17 protein-coding genes are annotated in these 19,348 nt (G+C 74.8%); 9 read left to right on the forward strand and 8 right to left on the reverse strand.

Annotation, left to right across the window (positions count from 1 at the left end; translation table 11 throughout):
• Positions 1 to 10 precede the first annotated feature (10 nt).
• Complete coding sequence (locus tag HNP84_RS31110) at positions 11 to 787, forward strand: helical backbone metal receptor (RefSeq protein ID WP_185053517.1); 777 nt, start codon at positions 11 to 13, stop codon at positions 785 to 787.
• Here the strand turns inward: HNP84_RS31110 and HNP84_RS31115 are convergent.
• A complete protein-coding gene (locus HNP84_RS31115) occupies positions 712 to 2,016 on the reverse strand; it encodes a sensor histidine kinase (RefSeq protein ID WP_185053518.1) in 1,305 nt (434 codons plus the stop codon). The two genes, HNP84_RS31110 and HNP84_RS31115, sit on opposite strands and share 76 nt — an antisense overlap.
• 17 nt (positions 2,017 to 2,033) lie before the next feature.
• Complete coding sequence (locus HNP84_RS31120) at positions 2,034 to 2,690, reverse strand: response regulator transcription factor (protein WP_185053519.1); 657 nt, start codon at positions 2,688 to 2,690, stop codon at positions 2,034 to 2,036.
• Between the two features lie 174 nt (positions 2,691 to 2,864).
• Between HNP84_RS31120 and HNP84_RS31125 the strand changes: the two genes are divergently transcribed.
• The 7 genes from HNP84_RS31125 (at position 2,865) to HNP84_RS31155 (ending at position 9,936) form a co-directional block, all read left to right on the forward strand.
• Entirely contained in the window at positions 2,865 to 3,335 is a 471-nt protein-coding gene (locus HNP84_RS31125; protein WP_185053520.1) for a hypothetical protein, read from the forward strand.
• Positions 3,332 to 4,408: an efflux RND transporter periplasmic adaptor subunit gene (locus tag HNP84_RS53710; protein ID WP_185053521.1), complete on the forward strand. Its 1,077-nt coding sequence runs from the start codon at positions 3,332 to 3,334 to the stop codon at positions 4,406 to 4,408. Before HNP84_RS31125 ends, HNP84_RS53710 begins: the two co-directional genes overlap by 4 nt.
• A gap of 2 nt (positions 4,409 to 4,410) precedes the next feature.
• On the forward strand, positions 4,411 to 5,151 hold the full coding sequence (locus HNP84_RS31135; RefSeq protein WP_185053738.1) for an ABC transporter ATP-binding protein: 741 nt from the start codon (positions 4,411 to 4,413) through the stop codon (positions 5,149 to 5,151).
• Complete coding sequence (locus tag HNP84_RS31140; protein WP_185053522.1) at positions 5,148 to 6,371, forward strand: ABC transporter permease; 1,224 nt, start codon at positions 5,148 to 5,150, stop codon at positions 6,369 to 6,371. Before HNP84_RS31135 ends, HNP84_RS31140 begins: the two co-directional genes overlap by 4 nt.
• A gap of 117 nt (positions 6,372 to 6,488) precedes the next feature.
• Positions 6,489 to 6,935 (forward strand): Rrf2 family transcriptional regulator, encoded by a 447-nt coding sequence (locus tag HNP84_RS31145; protein WP_185053523.1) that lies wholly within the window; start codon positions 6,489 to 6,491, stop codon positions 6,933 to 6,935.
• A 95-nt stretch (positions 6,936 to 7,030) separates the two neighbouring features.
• Positions 7,031 to 8,485, forward strand: a complete 1,455-nt coding sequence (locus HNP84_RS31150; protein ID WP_185053524.1) for an MFS transporter — start codon at positions 7,031 to 7,033, stop codon at positions 8,483 to 8,485.
• A 146-nt stretch (positions 8,486 to 8,631) separates the two neighbouring features.
• Complete coding sequence (locus HNP84_RS31155; RefSeq protein ID WP_185053525.1) at positions 8,632 to 9,936, forward strand: aspartate aminotransferase family protein; 1,305 nt, start codon at positions 8,632 to 8,634, stop codon at positions 9,934 to 9,936.
• On the opposite strand, the gene HNP84_RS31160 is transcribed toward HNP84_RS31155, so the two are convergent.
• On the reverse strand, positions 9,911 to 12,763 hold the full coding sequence (locus HNP84_RS31160; protein WP_185053526.1) for a SpoIIE family protein phosphatase: 2,853 nt from the start codon (positions 12,761 to 12,763) through the stop codon (positions 9,911 to 9,913). The two genes, HNP84_RS31155 and HNP84_RS31160, sit on opposite strands and share 26 nt — an antisense overlap.
• 110 nt (positions 12,764 to 12,873) lie before the next feature.
• Positions 12,874 to 13,494, reverse strand: coding sequence for a TetR/AcrR family transcriptional regulator (locus HNP84_RS31165; RefSeq protein ID WP_185053527.1), 621 nt, complete (start codon positions 13,492 to 13,494; stop codon positions 12,874 to 12,876).
• Between the two features lie 84 nt (positions 13,495 to 13,578).
• Between HNP84_RS31165 and HNP84_RS31170 the strand changes: the two genes are divergently transcribed.
• Entirely contained in the window at positions 13,579 to 14,334 is a 756-nt protein-coding gene (locus tag HNP84_RS31170) for a glucose 1-dehydrogenase (RefSeq protein ID WP_185053528.1), read from the forward strand.
• Between the two features lie 69 nt (positions 14,335 to 14,403).
• Here HNP84_RS31170 and HNP84_RS31175 read toward each other — a convergent pair whose 3' ends face one another.
• From HNP84_RS31175 to HNP84_RS31190, 4 genes are read right to left on the reverse strand one after another with little or no spacing between them, the layout of a single operon-like run.
• Entirely contained in the window at positions 14,404 to 15,906 is a 1,503-nt protein-coding gene (locus tag HNP84_RS31175; RefSeq protein ID WP_185053529.1) for an ABC transporter ATP-binding protein, read from the reverse strand.
• A complete protein-coding gene (locus HNP84_RS31180) occupies positions 15,903 to 16,724 on the reverse strand; it encodes an ABC transporter permease subunit (RefSeq protein ID WP_185053530.1) in 822 nt (273 codons plus the stop codon). The genes HNP84_RS31175 and HNP84_RS31180 overlap by 4 nt, the downstream gene beginning before the upstream one ends.
• Entirely contained in the window at positions 16,721 to 17,692 is a 972-nt protein-coding gene (locus tag HNP84_RS31185; RefSeq protein WP_185053531.1) for an ABC transporter permease, read from the reverse strand. Before HNP84_RS31185 ends, HNP84_RS31180 begins: the two co-directional genes overlap by 4 nt.
• Positions 17,689 to 19,266 (reverse strand): ABC transporter substrate-binding protein, encoded by a 1,578-nt coding sequence (locus HNP84_RS31190; RefSeq protein WP_185053532.1) that lies wholly within the window; start codon positions 19,264 to 19,266, stop codon positions 17,689 to 17,691. The genes HNP84_RS31185 and HNP84_RS31190 overlap by 4 nt, the downstream gene beginning before the upstream one ends.
• Positions 19,267 to 19,348: the final 82 nt, after the last annotated feature.

The following is a 19,348-nucleotide window of genomic DNA, read 5'->3' on the forward strand; positions in this document are numbered from 1 at the left end:
ACGGCCCGGCATGACGGACGCTCCGGTGGAACGCGACGACCTCGGCCGGCTCGTCGCCGTCCCCGCGCGGGTGCGCCGCGTGGTCTCCCTCGTCCCGTCCCTGACCGAGGCCGTCGCGGCGACCCGGCGCGAGATCCTCGCCGGCGCCACCGACTGGTGCGCCCATCCGGCCGATCTCGCCGTGACGAGGGTGCGCGGCACCAAGAACCCCGACCTCGACGCGATCGGATCGCTGCGGCCCGATGTGGTGCTGGCCAACTTCGAGGAGAACCGCGAGGTCGACCTGGAGACGCTCCGCGCCGCGGGCGTCCCGGTCTGGACGACGGTCGTCCGCACCGTGGAGGAGGCGCTGACCTCCCTGGACCGCATGCTCACCCGCGCGTGCCGGCTGCCCCGCCCGGCCTGGCTGGACGAGGCGGCCCGCGCGTGGCGGCTGCCCGCGCCCGTACGCCGGCGCCGCGCGGTCATCCCCGTGTGGCGCCGCCCGTGGATGGTCGTCGGCCGCGACACCTTCACCGGCGACGTGCTGGCCCGGTTAGGAGTGGACAACGTCTACGCCGGCCATCCCGAGCGCTACCCCAGGCTCCCCCTGGACCAGATCCTGGCCGCCCGGCCCGACCTCGTGGTGCTGCCCGACGAGCCCTACCGCTTCAGCGCCGGCGACGGGCCGGAGAGCTTCCCCGGCATCGAGGCGGCACTGGTCAACGGGCGCTACCTGACCTGGTACGGCCCCTCACTGGTCGAGGCGCCCCGGGTCCTGGCCGCCCAGCTGGGATCACCGCGGTGAGGACGGCTCACGGCGGGGCCGGGGAGGAAGATCGTGACAGTCAGCCCGCCCTCGGGGCGGGGCACCGCGGCGGCGGTGCCGCCGTGGGCGCCGGCGATCGCGCGGACGATCGACAGGCCCAGCCCGCTCCCGCCGTCGCCCGACAGCCGCTGCCCGTTGCCCCGGTGGAAGGGCACGAACAGGCGGGCCGCCTGCTCCTCAGGCACCACGGGCCCGGTGTTGGTCACCACGATCTCGGCGCCGCCGGCGGCTGGGCGGGCGGTGACCTCGGCCGTGCCGCCGGGCACGTTGTAGCGCACGGCGTTGTCCAGCACGTTGCGGACCAGATGCTCCAGCAGCACCGGGTCGCCCTCCACGACGGCGGGGCGCAACTCCAGGCGCACCTCCAGGTCCTCGCGGCCGTCCGCGGCGACCGTACGGGCGGCACGGCGCGCCACCCGGGCGAGGTCAACCGGCTGTTTCTCCACCGGCCCGCGCTCCCCTGAGGCGAGCAGCAGCAGCCCGTCGATCAGGCGCTCGCTGCGGCGGCACGCGTCCAGGACCCGCCGCATCGCGGGGACCAGGTGGGCGGGCACCCGGCCGGTCGCGAGCGGCACCTCCACCGCGGCCCGCTGGATGGCCAGCGGGGTGCGCAGCTCGTGGGAGGCGTTGGCGGCGAAGCGGCGCTGGCTGTCGAAGGCGGCCTGGAGGCGGGCCAGCATGCCGTCGAAGGTGTCGCCCAGCTCCTTCAGCTCGTCCTGCGGGCCCTCCAGGGCCAGGCGCCGGTTGAGGTCGCGCTCGGACAGCTCGCGGGCGGTCTCGGTGATGCGGTGCAGCCGCGCCAGCGTACGCCCGGCGATCATCCGCCCGGCGAGCGCCGCGACGCCGATCGCGCCCACCAGGACGGCCGAGCAGCGCAGCAGCAGGTCCGACAGCACGCCGGCGCGGTAGTCGTCGAGCACGCTCTGCGGGGCGAAGTAGGCGATGGTCCCGTTCCTGTGGGCCACGGCGGTGGGGCCGGGGGCCGAGGGGGCGGGTGTCGCGCTCGTCCCTCCGGCCTCCGCGGCCGGCGTCGTCGAGCCGGCGCCCACCGGGCCGGGCCCGGCCGTCACGGCCGCGGGCCGCGTGCTGCGGGTGATCAGGCTGTCGGCCACGATGGCGTAGTTCAGGCCGAGTAGCAGCAGCCCTCCCGCCGCGAACACGGCGGCGTACACCAGGGTGAGCCGGCCCCGTACGGTGAGCCTGGGCATCTCGGATCCAGGCCGGGTCAGATGCGGTACCCGAACTTGGGCACCGTCTCGATGAGGGGCGGGTCGCCGAGCTTGCGGCGCAGGCCGTGCACGACGACCTTGAGCACCCCGCTGAACGGGTCGAGCCGGGCGTCCCACACCTTCTCCAGCAGGTGGACGGTGGACACCGGCGCGCCCCCGGCGCGTACCAGCTCCTCCAGGACCCCCAGCTCCTTGGGGGTCAGCGCCAGCTCCCGCCCGTCGCGGGTCGCGGTGCGGCGCCGCACATCGACGACCACGCCGTTGCGGGCCAGCACCGGCGGCGCGGCGGGCCGGGCGCGCCGGGCCAGGGCGTGCACCCGGGCCAGCAGCTCGGGGTAGGAGAACGGCTTGGACAGGTAGTCGTCGGCGCCGAGCGCCAGGCCGCCGACCAGGTCCTCCAGCGATCCGGCCGCGGTGAGCATCAGGACGCGTGCGGCGATGTCCTCCCGGGCGGCCAGGGCGCGGCAGATGTCGTCGCCGTGCACGCCCGGCAGGTCGCGATCCAGGATGATCACGTCGTAGTCGTGCACGGTGGCCATCTCCAGGCCGCGGTCACCGTCGCCGGCGAGATCCACGGCCATGCCCTCGGCCCGCAGCCCCTCGGCGAGGATGTCGGCGAGCTCGGGCTCGTCCTCGATGATCAGCAACCGCAACGGGTCTCCTTCTGTCTCACGGCCGTCCGGCGCGACCCCATTAAGCCAGGGAACGGGTTAGGCCGCGGTTAAATCCGCCCTTCGCGGTCCCGGCCGGAGGCGCCTAACCGGCGCATAACCGCGGTGCTGCTGTCCTACTGGCCGTCCGGACGGATCGATCCCATGGAGGACGCGATGAGACGTGCCCTGTTCCTGATTCCGGCGGCCGCGCTGCTGGTGCTCACGGCGTGCGGCCAGGGAGGGGAGGACAGGACCGCGGGCACCGCGGTGCCCGCGGAAGGGGCGGACGGCGGTTCCCGGCAGGGGGACGCCGCCTTCCAGGAGGGCCTGCTGAAGTACGCCAGGTGCATGCGCGAGAACGGCGTGGACATGCCCGACCCGCAGGGCGGCGTGGCCCAGATGCCCAAGGCTCCGGCCGACGTGCTGGAGAAGGCGCAGAAGGCGTGCGAGAAGCTGCGGCCGGTCGCCCCGGGGGCGCCCGATGCGGAAGCCCGGCACCAGCGGAACGTGGCCCTGGCCAGGTGCCTGCGCGAGAAGGGCATCGACGTCCCCGACCCCCGGCCGGGCGAGGGGTTCCCGGTCCCCCAGGGCGGGGAGAAGGTGCTCCAGGCCATGCGCGAGTGCTCGGCCAAGGTCCGGCCGTGACCGGATCGCGCCGAGGCGGCCGCCCGCTCGTCTGGGCGGCGGCCGTCCTGGCCGGATGCGGCGGGGTCGCCGCCGCCGTGCTCGTCACCGGGGCGGGCCCGGAGCCCGAGGCGCCGCGGCCGGCGCCGCCCGGTCCCGCGCGTGCGACCGTGGAGCGTACGACCCTGACGGAGCGCAAGACGGTGCGGGGCACCCTGGGCTACGCCGGGCGCGCGGAGGTCACCGCCGCGGCGCCCGGCCGCCTCACCTGGCGGCCCCGCGCGGGGCGGGTCGTCCGGCAGGGGCAGCGCCTCTACCAGGTGGACGGCAGGGACGTCCTGCTGCTGTACGGCGAGCAGCCGGCGTACCGGCGGCTGAAGGCGGGCGACGAGGGCCGCGACGTCCGTCAGTTCGAGAAGGCCCTGGCCGCGCTGGGATACACCGGCTTCACCGTGGACGACGACTACACCGCGGCCACGGCCGCCGCCGTACGCCGCTGGCAGGAGGACCGCGGCCTGAAGGAGACGGGCGAGGTCGATCCGGCCACCGTGTGGTACGCCCCGGGGCCCGTGCGCGTGGACGCGCGCAAGGCCGCCCTGGGGCAGACGCTGGCGCCGGGGGCGCCGGTGCTCACCCTCACCTCGCCCCGGCGCGTGGTCACCGTGCCGATCAGCATCGGCGACCACCGGCTCGTGCGGGTGGGAGGCGCGGTCACGGTGACCCTGCCCGGCGGCAAGACGGTCAGGGGCACGGTGGCGTCCATCGGCTCGGAGGTCAAGAAGCGCGAGGGGACGGGGGGCGTGCCCGAGGACACCATCGACGTCACCGTGGACATCCCGGCCTCCCGCGCCGCGCTGCGGTTCGACCGCGCGCCGGTGGAGGTCTCGCTGGTCGGCTCCCGCAGGCGGGACGTGCTGGTGGTGCCGGTGTCGGCGCTCATCGCGCTGCCCGGCGGCGGCTACGGGGTCACCCTGCTCGGTCCCGGCGGCGCGGCGCGCGACATCGAGGTGAAGACCGGCATGTTCGCCGACGGCAAGGTCGAGGTGAGCGCCCCCGGCCTGACGGCCGGAGCCCAGGTGGAGGTGGCCCGGTGAGCATTCGGCGCGACACCGCGCTCAGCCCTCCGCCGCTCGGGGCCGGGCCGCGGACGCCCGCGGCCGAGCTGGTCGGCGTCTCCAAGGTCTACCCGGGCGGGGTCGCCGCGCTGCGCGAGGTCACCTTCTCCATCGAGCGGGGCGAGTTCGTCGCCATCGTGGGCCCCTCGGGGTCGGGCAAGTCCACCATGCTCAACCTCCTCGGCACGCTGGACGTGCCGACCAGCGGCACCGTGCGCGTGGACGGCCACGACGCCGGCGGGCTCGGCGACCGGCGCACCTCCGAACTGCGGGCCCGCGCGATCGGGTTCGTCTTCCAGCGCTTCCACCTCTCCCAGGGGGTCAGCGCGCTGGACAACGTCGCCGACGGCCTGCTGTACGCCGGGGTGCCGCTGCGGGAGCGGCGGCGCAGGGCGGAGGAGGCCCTGGCCAGGGTGGGCCTGGCCGACCGGGCGCACCACCGGCCGCACGAGCTGTCCGGCGGGCAGATGCAGCGGGTTGCCATCGCAAGGGCGGTGGTCGGCGAGCCGGTGCTGCTGCTGGCGGACGAGCCCACGGGCGCGCTCGACTCGGCCTCGGGCGAGGCGGTGCTCGGGCTGCTGCGCGAGCTGAACGCGGCCGGCTCGACGGTGGTCGTGATCACCCACCACCACGAGGTCGCCGCCGCGCCGCCACGCCGTATCGAGGTGCGCGACGGCCGGGTGGTGGCCGACGTACGGCAGGACGGGAGGGCACGGCCGTGACCGGAGCACCGCGCGAGAGGACGGCGGCCGGGAGGCGGGCGCGGCTCTCGCCCGCGGACCTGCTGCGGGTCGGCGCGAGCGGCCTTCGGGCCCGGCCGGCCCGGGTGTTCCTGTCGGCGCTGGGCATCGCGATCGGGATCGCCGCCATGGTCTCGGTCGTCGGCATCTCCGCCTCCAGCAGGGCGGACCTCGACGCGCAGATCGGGCGCCTGGGCACCAACCTGCTGACCGTCGGCCCCGGGGACACGTTCCTGGGCGGCAGGGCCGAGCTCCCGCCCGAGGCGACCGCGATGATCCGCAGGGTGGACGGCGTGCTGGCGGCCACGTCCACGGCCCGGATCGAGCACCTGCGCGCCTACCGCAACGACCGCATTCCCAAGGGCGAGAGCGGCGGCATCAGCGTGCACGCCGCCGACCTGGAGCTGCCCGCCGTGCTCCGGGCCCGGATGGCGGTGGGCACCTGGCTGAACGCGGCCACCGCCAGATACCCGGTCGTCGTCCTCGGCCACACGGCCGCGGCGCGGCTGGGCGTCACCAGGGCGGGCCCCGGCGTACAGGTGCTGGTCGGCGAGGTCTACCACACGGTGGCCGGCATCCTCGCCCCGGTGGAGCTCGCCCCCGAGATCGACACCGCCGCGCTGGTCGGCGGGCCGTCGGCACGGCGGCTGTGGGACCACCCGGGCCATCCCACCCGGGTCTACGTGCGGGCCGACGAGGAGCGGATCGAGAAGGTCCGCGACCTGCTCGCCCCCACCGCGTACCCGCAGAGCCCCGCCGACGTGGAGGTCTCGCGCCCCTCGGACGCGCTGGCCGCCAAACGCCTGGCCGAGCAGGCGTTCACCGGGCTGCTGCTGGGCCTGGGCGCCGTCGCCCTGCTGGTCGGCGGTGTGGGCGTGGCCAACACGATGGTGATCTCGGTGCTGGAGCGGCGGGGCGAGATCGGGCTGCGCCGGGCCCTGGGCGCGAGCCGGGGACAGATCCTGGCCCAGTTCCTGGTGGAGGCGGTGGTGCTGTCCGCGCTGGGCGGCCTGGCCGGGGCGGTGCTCGGGACCCTGCTCACCGCGGCGTACGCGGTGGTGCAGGGGTGGGCGATCGTCGTCCCCGCCGCCGCGCTGGGAGGCGGCGTGGCCGCCACCGCCGCGATCGGCGCCGCGGCCGGGCTGTGGCCCGCCGTACGCGCCGCCCGCCTGTCACCGACCGAGGCACTGGCCACCCCCTGACCCGCCGGTCACAGCAGCTCAGGGCCGCGCCGGAACGGTGGCATTGACGGCGGAACGAACTGCAACTAGCCTCGTTGCAGTTTCGTCGGCGTCACGGCGGCACACGGAGGGGGCACGGTGAGTCTCAGCAGCAGGACCGCGGTCGCGATCCACGCGCTCACGATGCTGGCACGCCGCGACGACCACTCGCTGACGTCGGCGGAGATCGCGGACAGCCTGTCGAGCAACCCGGTTCTGGTGCGGCGCATCCTCGGCAGCCTGCGTGACGCCGGTCTGGTGTGGTCGGCCGAGGGGCGCGGCGGCGGCTGGTCCCTCGCCCGCGACCCGCGCGAGATCACACTCCACGACGCGTACGCCGCCGTCGAGGCGGGGCCGATCCTGTCGCGGCATCCCCATCCCCCCAGCCGCGACTGCGAGGTCGGGCGGCACATCCAGTCGCTGCTGGAGGTGGAGTTCCAGGAGGCGGAACGGGCCATGGAAGAACGGCTCGGCCGCACGACCATCGCCCACCTGCGCCGGCAGGTGGTGGAACGGGAGCGGGATCTCGGGCTGACGAATCGCTAGCCGAGCGACGGCGGAGGCGGGTCCTCCGCCGTTCTTTTCGCCCTAACTGCAACCCAAATGGTGGCAGTAAAGACTGCGCACGAAGGGGTCTTCGTATGACATCCACGGCGGCCACGACCGGACGAGCCCGTTCAGGGCCGGCCCTGCTGGCGGTGCTGCTGCCGGCGATGCTCGCCACGGTCATCGCCAGCGACATGGTCAATCTCGTGCTCCCGGCGATCGGGGCGGAGTTCGGGGCCACCGAGGCGGAACTCGCGTGGGTCGTCACCGGCTTCCTGCTGATGTTCTCCATCGGCATCCCCTTCTACGGCCGCGTCTCCGACCGGGTGAGCCTGCGGCGGCTGTTCGCCCTCGCCCTGCTGGCCTACGCCGCCGGGAGCCTCATCTGCGCGCTCGCCCCGGATCTTCTCGTGCTCGTACTCGGGCGGATCGTGATGGGGGCGGGCGCGGCCGCGATACCGGTGCTCTCGATCATCGCCGTCACCAGGCTGATGCCGGAGGACAGGCGAGGGATGGGCATCGGCGTCCTGTCCGCGGCCACGGGCGTCGGCACCGCCGCCGGACCGGCCGTCGGCGGCGGGATCGGCCAGTTCCTCGGCTGGCCCGCGCTGTTCTGGATCATGCTCGTGGTCGCGCTGGCACTGCTTCCCGCGGCGTGGCGCGTGCTGCCGGGCGAGCCCCCGGCGAGTACGGGCCGGTTCGACCTTCCCGGCGGCATCCTCCTGGGCCTGGGCGCCGGGCTGGTGCTGTTCGGCATCACCCAGGCGCAGGTGGCCGGCTTCGCCGCACCCGCGTCCTGGGTCAGCCTCGTCGTGGCGGCCGTGGCCATCGCGCTGTTCGCGTGGCGCACCGCCCGCGTCGCGCAGCCGTTCGTCCCGCCCGCGCTGTTCACCAACCGGGTCTACCGGGCCGCGGTCATCGTCGCGTTCCTGGCCATGATCGTCAATCTCGGCGGCCTGGTGCTCGTCCCCCTGCTGGTGATCGACGTCAACGGCCTCGAACCGGGGGCGGGCGCCCTGGTCATGATCCCGGCCGGGGTCGCCGTCGCCGCCCTCTCACCGTTGATCGGCCGCCTCGCCGACCGCGTCGGCACCCGGCCCCTGGTGCTGGCCGGCCTCGCGGCCATGGGACTGTTCGCCCTGTTCCTGTCGGCCTTCACGGGAGGCACGTCGGTGGTCCCCGCGGGGGTCGGGATGTTCGGGCTCAGCGTCGGCTTCATCCTCGTGATAACCCCGATCATCGGCGCCGCGGCGAGCGCGTTGCCGTCCGCTCAGGTCGGCGTCGGCCTCGGGATCCTCCAGGGAGCCCAGTTCCTCGGCGCCGGCACCGGCCCGGCCCTGTTCGGCGTGCTGGTGACCGCACGGCAGGAAGGCGGCGCCGGCGCCGTCAACCCGCTGTATCCCGGCCACGAGGGCGCCGCCTTCTCCGACGCCTTCCTGGCCATGGCCGTGGTCGTCGTCCTCGCGCTGGCCGTGGCGTTCCGGATGCGTCCCGCGCCGGCCCCGGTGGGACCGTCCCGGGATGTCCGGGAGAGGGAGGCCGCGGGCTGAGGGACCCGGCTGAGGGAGCCGGCTGAGGGAGATCGTCAGACCGGGCCCCCTCCTGGCCGCTGCGGGCGGCGCGTGATTACATCGAGGCGGTCGAGCGGTGGCTGAGCACGCCGCCCCGAGGCACGTACGAAAGGCAGGCACAGCTCGTGGAAGACCGTGGCTTCTGGCACGAGGTACAGCGCCATCTCGTCCGTTACGGCGCGGCCTTCACGCCGCGGGTCATCGAGCACGCGAAGGGCTCCTACGTCTACGACGACCAGGGCAACGCGATCCTCGATTTCACCTCCGGGCAGATGAGCGCCGTGCTCGGGCACGCGCACCCCGACATCGTCGCGGCGGTGACGCAGGCCGTGTCGAGCCTCGGCCATCTCTACAGCGGCATGCTCAGCCGCCCGGTGGTGGATTTCGCCGAGCGGCTGTCCGCCACGCTGCCGCCCGCCCTGTCGAAGGTGTTCCTGCTGACCACGGGCGCCGAGTCGAACGAGGCCGCGATCAAGATGGCCAAGCTGTTCACCGGCGGGTACGAGATCGTCTCCTTCGACCGGTCGTGGCACGGCATGACCTCGGGCGCCGCCGCGGCGACGTACTCCGCGGGCAGGCGCGGCTACGGCCCGCCCGCCCCGGGCAACATGACGTTGCCGACGCCCAACGCCTACCGCTCGCCGTTCCGCCGCCCCGACGGCTCCCACGACTGGGAGACCGAGCTCGACTACGGGTTCGAGCTGATCGACCGGCAGTCGTCGGGCAGCCTGGCGGCCGTCATCGTCGAGCCGATCCTGTCCTCCGGCGGCATCATCGACCCGCCGCCCGGATACCTCGCCTCGTTGAAGCGCAAATGCGCCGAGCGGGGCATGCTCCTCATCGTCGATGAGGCCCAGACCGGCCTCGGCCGGACCGGCGCCATGTACGCCTTCGAACGGGACGGCGTCGTCCCGGACATCCTCACCCTGTCCAAGACGCTCGGGGCGGGCCTCCCGGTCGCGGCCGTGGTCACCACGGAGGAGATCGAGGACGTCTGCCACTCCCGGGGGTTCCTGTTCTTCACCACGCACGCGTCCGACCCGCTCGCCGCCGCTGTCGGCTCGGCGGTCCTGGCCGTCATCGAACGGGACAAGCTCGTGGAGCGCGCGGGCACGCTCGGCGAACAGCTCCGGGAACGGCTCCTGGACCTGCAGCGACGTCACGAGGTCGTCGGCGACGTACGCGGCCGGGGGCTGTTGCAGGGGATCGAGCTGGTGACAGACCGCACGACCAAGGAGCCCGCCGAGCGGCTGGGCCAGGACGTCACCGCGGCATGCCTGCGCCTGGGCCTGCACATGAACATCGTGCAGCTCCCCGGCATGGGCGGGATCTTCCGCATCGCGCCCCCGCTGACGCTCAGCGAGGGCGAGCTCGACCAGGCGATGACCATCCTGGACCGCGCGCTCACCGAGTCGGCGACGCCACGCTGAGGCCGTCGCGGTCCCCGTCCGGCGACGCGGTCCCGCGCACTTTCTGCTCCGCCCAGATGACCTTGCCGCTCTTCGTGTACCGGGTGCCCCAGCGTGTGGCGAGCTGGGCGATCAGGAACAGCCCGCGTCCGCCTTCGTCCGTGTTGGCGGCGCGGCGCATCCGGGGCGAGGTGCTGCTGCCGTCGGACACCTCGCAGATCAGGGTGTCGTGGTCACGGAGCAGGCGTACCTGGATGGGCTCCTTGGCGTACCGGATCGCGTTGGTGGCCAGCTCGCTGACCATGAGCTCGGTGGTGAACGCCAGGTCCTCCAAGCCCCAGCGGGCGAGCTGCGAGGTCACCGCCTCGCGTGCCGGGCCGACGTTCGCCGGGTCGGCGCCCACGTCCCAGACGGCCACCTTGTCCGGCTCCAGCGCGTGCATGCGGGCGACGAGCAGGGCGACGTCGTCACTGGGACGTCCGGGCAGCAGGGCGTGGAGCACCGCCTCGCAGGTGTCCTCGGGCGAGCGGCCGGAACGCGCGAGGGCGTCGCGGAGCAGCCTCAGCCCCACGTCGATGTCGCGGCGGCGCTGCTCGATGAGGCCGTCGGTGTAGAGGACCAGCCGGCTGCCGTCGGGAATGTCCAGCTCGACCGGCTCGAACGGCAGCCCGCCGAGCCCCAGCGGCGGTCCCGCCGGCACGTCGGGGAACTCCACCGTCCCGTCGGGAAGCACCAGCGCGGGCAGCGGATGACCGGCGCGGGCCACGGTGCAGCGCATGGACACCGGGTCGTACACCGCGTACAGGCAACTGGCCCCCACGATCCCGTTGCCGCCGCCCAGCCCCGGCTCCGCCGGGCCCTGGTCGGCGTCGAGCCGGTCCACGAGATCGTCCAGGCGGCTGAGCACGTCCTCCACGGGCAGGTCGAGCGCCGCGAAGTTCTGCACGGCCGTACGCAGGCGTCCCATGGTGACCGCGGCGTGCATGCCGTGCCCGACCACATCGCCGACCGCCAGCGCCACCCGGGAACCCGACAGCGGGATGACGTCGTACCAGTCGCCGCTCACCCCCGCCTGTGCGGGCAGGTAACGATGCGCGACCTCGACCGCGCCGTGCTCGGGCAGGCCGCGCGGGAGCAGACTGCGCTGCAGGGCGAGCGCCATCGTACGCTCGCGGGTGAAGCGGCGGGCGTTGTCGATGCACAATCCCGCGCGGCCGACCAGTTCCTCGGCGATGTAGAGGTCGTCGTCCTCGAAGGCGTCGCGCGTCTCCGAACGGAAGAAGCTGACCACGCCCAGGGTCGTGCCGCGCGCACGCATGGGCGCCGCGATGAGCGAGCGGATCCCGCATCCGAGGATCTTCTCCGCGCGCGGGGGATCCACGGCCCTCCAGCCGATGGCCTCCGTCAGATCCGCCTCCAGCACCGCCTGGCGGGCGGCCAGGCACCTGGCCTGCGGGGTGGAGGGGACGAAGTCCACCGTGTCCCCCGCCTGGAACAGCGGGGAGTCGTGGACGCCGCCGAACGCCACCCGGCGGAGCACGCTGGCGTCGGGCGCCGGCTCCTCCCCCAGCAGCACGGCCTCCGGCAGGTCGATGGCGACGAAGTCCGCGAACCGCGGCACGACCACCTCGGCCAGTTCCTCGGCCGTCCGGGTCACGTCGAGGGTGGTCCCGATCCGCACGCTGGCGTCGTAGAGGAGCTCCAGGCGCTGGCGCGCCTGAAGGGCGAGCCGTCCCACGCCCAGCTCACCGACGAGGAGCAGCCATCCCTCGGTGCCGCCCGCCGGGGCGGTGCCGCTCTCGGAGTCGGTGCCACTCGCGGGGGCGGTTTCGTGAGAAGCATCGGTCGGCGTCCCGGGCGCGCGCACCGGAACGGCCTGACCGGGCGGTCCGGAGACGAAGGGCGGCAGCGGGCGCGGCGGCACGGTTTCCCCGGACAGGCGGGCCTCCACCGCGATGCCGGTCTCTCCCGAGGGGCCGGCGACCGGCCGGCGGATGAGGGCGGCGACCTGGCCGTTGCGCAGTTCCACGCGGGCCATGGGCAGGTGCGGCGAGGAGATCAGCTCTGCGGCCTTCTCCCGGAGCAGGGCCTGGTCGGCACGCCCGAGAACCTCATCGGCCGAGGAGAGCTCACCGAGACCGCCCTCGGCCGGCGGATGGACGAGCAGCCGAGCCCCGTGGTTGGTGCGCAGGAACGCGTCGAGGAACTCCCGCTCCCGCGCCGTGGTCTGTTCCAGCAGACGCTGCTCGATGGTGTGGGCGGCGTCGCGGACGACCCTCATCATCGTGGGGTCAGCGTCGTCCCGCCAGCAGGTGAGGTCGAGCACCCCTTCCACCCGCCCGCTCAGGGGGTCGCGGATCGGCGCGCCGGCACAGGCCAGGGGGTACAGGCACTCGGCGAAGTGCTCGGCGCCGACGACGAAGCAGGGGCGCCTGTCCGTGAGGGCCGTGCCGATCCCGTTGGTGCCGGCGGTCTGCTCGGCGAAGGCGAATCCGACGGCGAGACGGATCGCGTCGAGGCGCCGGTTGAGCTCCGGCTCGCCGCCCCTGCGCTGGATCACCCTGCCCTTGCCGTCGGTGAGGATCATGCTCACGCCCGTTCCGGCGAGAGCGGACTCCACCTTGGCGAGCACGGGAGCGGCGGCCCGGCACAGGCGGCTCTCCAGGTCCAGGTCCTCTAGGTACGGCACCTCCAGCCGGTCCGGGACCAGGCCCAGCGACCGGCAGCGCTGCCAGGATGTCAGGATGGACGGCCTGACGATCCGCCCGGCGGCCCGACCTTCGTGAAACCTCTCGTGGGCGGCGGCGATACTCTCCGCGTCGTCCCAGGCGAACGCCACTTGGACCATCACTCCCCTCGCTACCGAAAGGGGGGAGGACATCACGCGAATGCTACCAACTTTGGGGAAGATGTTCGAATCCTTGGCATCTGCCGTATTTCAGGAGGCCGTGGTCCGCGTCAGCGGCCTTCCGGCGGCGGCGCGGGCCAGGCCGCGAGGGCGAGCTCGGCCACCGGACGCAGCTCGGCGGCGCTCACGCCGTCGGCCGCCCGCTGTGAGAAGCCCTGGATGACGGTCGCCAGGTACTGGGCCAGGGCCCGGGTGTCGGTCGAGCCGGGCAGTTCGCCGGCGCGGACGGCCTCGTCGAGACGGGCGGCGAAGGCATCGACGTTGGCGTTGCGGATGTCGCGGAGGAACGCCTCGACGCCGGCGTCCTTCGGGCTGACGTTGACGGCCGAGCGGATGATCAGGCAGCCCGCCGGATGGGACGGGTCGGTGTAGATCTCGGCGGCCTCGCGCAGAATGCGGGCGAAGGCGCCGTAGGCGGTCGGCTCCTCGCGCAGGGCGGAGCGGGCGAAGCCCGCGGGCTCCGACTCCTGGTAGGCGGCGACGACCTCCTTGAACAGGGCCTCCTTGTCACCGAAGGCCGCGTACAGGCTCGCGGGCCGGATGCCCATCGCCGCCGTCAGGTCGCCGACGGAGGTGGCCTCGTAGCCGCGCTCCCAGAACAGGCGGACGGCCGTGGCGAGCGCCCGGTCGCGGTCGAAGGTGCGAGGACGGCCACGGCGGCTCTCGGTCATACGCCGAATTATAGAACCTTCACTCAAGAATCCGTGCTACCGTATTTCTTGAACGATCACTCAACAAATGAGCGGAGCGTCGTCATGGGACGTCTTGCGGGCAGGATCGCGCTGGTCACCGGGGGCAGCCGGGGCATCGGACGGGCCATCGCGCGGCGGCTGGCGGCCGACGGGGCCACCGTCGCGCTGACCTACGCGCGCGAATCGGCGGCGGCGGACGAGGTCGTCCGGAGCATCGCGAAGGACGGCGGGCGGGCGTTCGCCCTGCACGCCGAGCTGGGCCGGCACGGTGACGCGACGGCCCTGTGGGAGGCGTTCGACGCGGCGACCGGGAACGCCCGGGTCGACATCGTGGTCAACAACGCCGGCATCGGCCGCAGCTCCGACCTCGCCGGGCTGACAGAGGCGGAGTTCGACAAGGTGTTCGCGGTGAACGTCCGCGCGCCGTTCTTCATCGTCCGGCACGCGCTGGCCCGCCTCAACGACGGCGGACGGATCATCAACATCTCCAGCGGCGTGTCGCGGGTGGCGATGCCCGAGATCATCGCCTACGGCTCGACCAAGGGCGCCCTGGACACCTTCACCCTCAACCTCGCCAAAGCGCTCGGCCCGCGCGGGATCACGGTCAACTCGGTCGCGCCGGGGATCATCGACACCGACCTCAACGCCGGCTGGCTGCGCGCCGACCCCCAGGCGTGGGAGCAGGCGTCGGCCATCTCGGCGCTCGGCCGGGTCGGCACGCCCGAGGACGTCGCGGACGTCGTGGCCTTCCTCGCCTCCGACGACGCCCGCTGGGTGACCGGGCGGGTCGTGGACGCCACGGGCGGCTCGGCCCTGTGAACGACAGGCGGTCCCGGCCGCCGCGCCCCGCCCTGCGCGCCGCCCCCTGCACAGGCGGTTCGGCGCGGGTCAGGGCAAGGGCTGCCGGCGGTCTCCGTGTGCGGCGAGGGGCGGCACCGCGGTCGCGGTGAGCCGGCCGTCGTCCAGGGTGAGGACGTCGTCGGCCAGGTGGGCGACGACCTGCGGGCTGTGCGTGATGACGACGAGGGCGAGGTCGTGTTCGGTGCGCAGCGCGGCGAGCAGGTCCAGGACGGCGGCCCGGGTGACGGTGTCCAGGGCGGCGGTGATCTCGTCGCAGACCAGGACGCGGGGCCGGGCCGCCAGGGCGCGGGCGAGGGCGACGCGCTGGCGCTGGCCGCCCGACAGCTCGCCGGGCAGCCGCCGGGCGTACTCGGCGGGCAGCCGGACGGCGTCGAGGAGCCGGGCGACCTCGGCGTCCACGGCGCCGCGCTCGCGCAGCCCGTGGAACAGGCGCAACGGCCGGGCCAGCGCGGTGCGCACGTCCTGCCGGGGGTGCAGCGCGCCGGCCGGGTCCTGCGCCACGAACTGGACGGCGGCGCGCTGCTCGCGGGTCCTGGCGCGTACGCCGGGCGCGAGCGGGACGCCGTCGAGCCGCACGGTCCCGGCGGCCGGCGGGTGCAGCCCCGCCAGGCACCTGGCGAGGGTGCTCTTACCGGCGCCGGAGACGCCCAGCACGGCCAGGCACCGGCCCGCGTACGCCTCCAGCGACACGCCGTCGAGCACGGCCGGCCTGCCGGGATACCCCGCCACGAGGTCCCGCGCGGTGAGGACGGCCTCCCGCCGCGGAACCGTCCTCGGGGGCGCCTGTCCCGGCTCCGCCGCACCCACGAGCGCGCGGCCGGCGGGCGAGGCGGGGGCCGAGACGAACCGCCGATAGGGCGCGTCCTCGGCAAGGCCGCCCGCGTCGAGCACCAGCACCCGGTCCACGGCGTCCCGTACGGCGTGCACGTCATGGGTGATCCACAGCAGCGACACCCCCTGCCTGCGGACGGCCACCAGCTCGCGGCGGACCTCCTGCGCCGAGACCACGTCCAGGGCGCTGGCCGGCTCGTCCAGGATGAGCAGGCGCGGGCGGCGGGCCAGCGCGACGGCCAGCGCCACCCGCTGCTGCTGTCCTCCGGAGAGCTGGTGCGGGTAGCGGGCCGCCAGGTCCGGCGTCAGGCCCACCCGGGCGAGGAGCGCGGCGACGGCTCCGGCGCGCCCGGCCCGGGGCGTCCTCCCGAGCGCGGTCAGGAGCAGCGAGGACACCCGCTGGTAGGGGTTGAGGGTGGCGCCGGGGTCCTGGCCCAGGTAGGCCGCGGCTCCCCCGCGCAGGCCCGGCGCCGGCCCCGGCAGGGCGCCGAGCCCGGCGACGCGTACGGTGCCGCCGGTGTGGCGGACGCCGTCGCGCAGGTGACCGAGCAGGGCCAGCGCGGTGGTGGTCTTGCCCGAGCCCGACGGGCCCACCATCGCGACGCACTCGCCCGGGTCGATGGTGAACCGCAGGCCGTCCACCACGGCGGTGGCACCGGCGCTGAGCCGCAGCCCGTCCACCTCCACCAGCGGGCTCACGCGAGCACCGCCCGGCCGCGCCGCAGCATCTCATCGGCCAGCACGTTGACGCTCACGCCCAGCGCGGCCACCAGCAGCACGGGCGCGGCCAGCGCCGCCGGCTGCAGCCCGGCGCCCGGCAACGCCTCGGCGATCAGCACGCCCCAGTCGGTGCCGCCGGTCCCCATCCCGAGGAACCCGGCCGCGGTGACCAGGTAGACGGCCATGACGAAGCGCAGGCCGGCGTCGGCCAGCACCGGGCCGGCGACGAGGGGAAGCAGCTCGCGTCCCAGCAGCCAGCCCAGGCTCTCGCCGCGGGCCACGGCCGCCTCGACATGGCCGCGGCTCACCATCGGCGCCGCCGCGGCGCGGATCACCCGGGCCGACAGCGGCGCGCCGGCGACCGCGACCGCCAGGACGATCCCGGCCCGTCCCGGCAACGCGGTCAGCGCGAGCAGCAGGACGACCAGCGGCGGCAGCGCGGCGACGGCGTCGAGCGGGCGCAGCAGCGCGCCTTCCGCCCAGGCCCGGCGGGCGCCGAGCAGGGCCGCGCCCAGGCCCGCCGTGACGCCCAGCGCCGAACCCGCGAGCGCGCCGGCGGCACTGGTCGCGAGCACCGGCAGCCCGCCGAGGAGCACCCGGGACAGCACGTCCCGTCCCAGGTGATCGGTGCCGAGCAGCCCGGCGGCGCCCGGCGGCGCGTACGGGAGGCCGACCGGCCGGGTCGCGGTGTGCGGCGCGAGCAGCGGTCCCAGCAGGGCGGCCGCGGCCACGGCGAGCAGGACCGCCGCCGCGGCGAACGCGGGCCAGGAGCCGGCGGGGAAGCGCGACGACCTCATCGGGGCGCCGTCCGCAGGGACGGGACCATCGCCCGGGTGCCCAGGTCGGCGAGCAGCAGCGCGACCAGCATCGCGGCGCCGAGGATCATGGCCAGGGCCTGCACCACGGGCAGGTCGCCGGTCTGCACCGCCGTGATGAGCACCTCGCCGATCCCCGGGTAGGCGAAGACCTTCTCCACCAGGACGGCGCCGCCGACCAGGCCGACGGCGGTGGTCAGCCACACCTGGAACGCCACCGGCAGGACCGCCGGCAGGACGGCGCGGGCCAGGACCGCGCGCGGAGGGATGCCGTTGAGCCGGAGGAACTCCACATGCGGTGCGCGCAGGGCCGCAGCGGTCGCGGCCCTGATGATCCGCCCGGCGTACCCGAGGGCGAGCAGCAGCAGGGCGGTCACGGGCAGGACCAGCACGGCCGGGGTGTCCAGCGGGTTCCCGCCGGCCGGGACCAGCGACACGGCGGGCAGCCACCTCAGGCCGGCCGCGAAGACCAGCACCAGCCCTCCGGCCAGCACGAACTCCGGGACGGACACCACCAGCAGCAGCGCCGTGGACAGGATGCGGTCGGCCGGGCGCCCCCGGAACAGCCCGGCGGTGACGCCGAGCGCCAGCGACGACGGGACCATCAGGACGACGGTGATGGCCGCCGGCAGCATCGAGTTGCCCAGGCGGGCCGACAGCATCTCGGCGACCGGCCGCCCCGTCGCCGAGGTGCCCAGGTCGCCGCGCAGGAGGCCGGCGGCCCAGTCCAGGTAGCGCGTGGCGAGCGGCCGGTCCAGGCCGAGGCCGGCGCGGACCTCGGCGACGCGCGCCGGCCCGGCCTGCCCCAGCCGCGCGGTCACCGGGTCTCCGGGCAGCAGGTCCACGCCCACGTACACGACCAGGGACAGCAGCACGAGCAGGAAGACGGCGACGATCAGCCGGTTGGCGAGCGCGCGGACCTGCCGGGCCGTGGGCGCCGGTCGTCTCATGCCGCGAAGCCCGCCTTGCCGAGGTAGGGGTACTTCGCCGAGTCGCGGGCCTCGATGCCGGTGACGTCCGCGCGGGTCAGGCTCAGCGTGTCGCCGAGCCCCCACACGATCCAGTTGCCCCGTTCGGTCATGACGCGCTGGGCGGCCCGCCACGCCTGCTCGCGCCGCCGCGGGTCGGTGGTGGACACCGCGGTCGCCGTCTGCCGCTCCAACTCCGGGTCGGCGAACGCGAGCGAGGGGTAGGCGGCCGAGCGGGTGAAGATCACGCTCAGCGGGTGCGGGCCGAGCGGGAGGACGACCGCGTCGGCCCCGGCCAGTCCGTCGGGGTCGAAGTACGCGGCCGGCGGGACGATCTGCGGCCGGGCGTCCAGCCCGAGCGCGCGCAGTTGCTCGGCGAACAGCTCGGTGGAGGCGTTGAGCCCGGTCTCGTAGTCGGCGCTGCGGATGGTGACGCGGGCCCCTTCGGCGCCGGCCGCCTTGATCAGCTCGCGGGCCCTGGCGACGTCGCGGGTGAGGACGGGGACGTCGGAGGCGAAGTACTGGGCCCCGTGGCCGTACAGGTCGTTGGCGGGGCCGCCGTACCCGAGGAACACCGCGTCGACCAGGGCTTGCCGGTCCACGGCCAGCCGCAGCGCCATGCGCACGCCGGGGTCGGACATCGGCGCGCGGGTGGTGTTGAGCACGAAGCCGTAGCCGGTACGGCGGCGCTCCCCGGCGGAGCGGATCTCCAGTCCGGCCGCGCCCGCCCCGGCCTTGGCGAGCGCGTACGGGATGTCGGAGGCGTAGTCGGCCTGCCCGTCGCGTACAGCGTTCACTCTGGCCTGCGGGTCGTCGATGCTGAGCACCACCAGTTCGTCGGCGGGCGGGGCGCCGCCCCAGTGCCGCTCGTAGCGGGTCAGCCGGGCCTCCCGGCCCGCCTCGAACGCGGTGACCCTGAAGGCGCCGGTGCCGGCCAACTCACCGGGACGGAACGACTTCGTGCCCTCCTTGATCACCGGCAGCCCGGCGCCCGCGAGCAGCGTGGCGGGGTCGCCGACCGGCCGCAGCGTGGGCACCCGCAGCGTCCGCTCGCCGGTCACCGACACCTTCGCGACGTCCAGATAGGCGGTCAGCTCGGCGGCGGCGCCGCTGGTGGGCGCGGTCAGCGCCGCCAGGGTGTAGGCGACGTCCGCCGCCCGCAACGGCGAGCCGTCGTGCCAGGTCACCCCTTCCCTCAGCGTCAGGACGAACGAGCGGGCGTCGGCGGCCGGCTCCGCGCCGACGGCCAGCGCGGGCGCCGCCGCGCCGTCGGTGACGGTGAACAGCCGGTCGAACACCACCATGGAGCGGACGAGGTCGGCCGGGCTGTAGGCGGCCAGCGGATCGAGGGTCTCGCTCGCGCCGCCTCCGGCGAAGGCCAGGCGCAGCGTCCCGCCGCGCCGCGCCGGAGCCGTGCCGCCACCGCGAACCGGGCCGGGCGACGCGCCCGCCGGCCCGCCGGGCGGCGAGCCGCACGCCGCCAGCAGGCAACCCCCGGCCGACAGCCCGGCGGTGATCCCGGCCAGACGCAACAGCTCGCGCCGCGAGACGGACATCGGCCGCCCCTTCCCTTGTTAACGCTGTACGCATAGTATTAGGGTCCCCTAAGCTAGGCGAAAAGGATAATCGTCGTCAACT

Source organism: Thermocatellispora tengchongensis, from assembly GCF_014202315.1.
Lineage (GTDB): Bacteria > Actinomycetota > Actinomycetes > Streptosporangiales > Streptosporangiaceae > Thermocatellispora > Thermocatellispora tengchongensis.

Coding starts and splice junctions, on each gene's coding strand:
- HNP84_RS31160 (WP_185053526.1), bottom strand. CDS start 12,763: ATGGTCCAAGTGGCGTTCGCCTGGGACGACGCGGAGAGTATCGCCGCC.
- HNP84_RS31170 (WP_185053528.1), top strand. CDS start 13,579: ATGGGACGTCTTGCGGGCAGGATCGCGCTGGTCACCGGGGGCAGCCGG.
- HNP84_RS31180 (WP_185053530.1), bottom strand. CDS start 16,724: ATGAGGTCGTCGCGCTTCCCCGCCGGCTCCTGGCCCGCGTTCGCCGCG.
- HNP84_RS31190 (WP_185053532.1), bottom strand. CDS start 19,266: ATGTCCGTCTCGCGGCGCGAGCTGTTGCGTCTGGCCGGGATCACCGCC.
- HNP84_RS31165 (WP_185053527.1), bottom strand. CDS start 13,494: ATGACCGAGAGCCGCCGTGGCCGTCCTCGCACCTTCGACCGCGACCGG.
- HNP84_RS31115 (WP_185053518.1), bottom strand. CDS start 2,016: ATGCCCAGGCTCACCGTACGGGGCCGGCTCACCCTGGTGTACGCCGCC.
- HNP84_RS31110 (WP_185053517.1), top strand. CDS start 11: ATGACGGACGCTCCGGTGGAACGCGACGACCTCGGCCGGCTCGTCGCC.
- HNP84_RS31185 (WP_185053531.1), bottom strand. CDS start 17,692: ATGAGACGACCGGCGCCCACGGCCCGGCAGGTCCGCGCGCTCGCCAAC.
- HNP84_RS31150 (WP_185053524.1), top strand. CDS start 7,031: ATGACATCCACGGCGGCCACGACCGGACGAGCCCGTTCAGGGCCGGCC.
- HNP84_RS31125 (WP_185053520.1), top strand. CDS start 2,865: ATGAGACGTGCCCTGTTCCTGATTCCGGCGGCCGCGCTGCTGGTGCTC.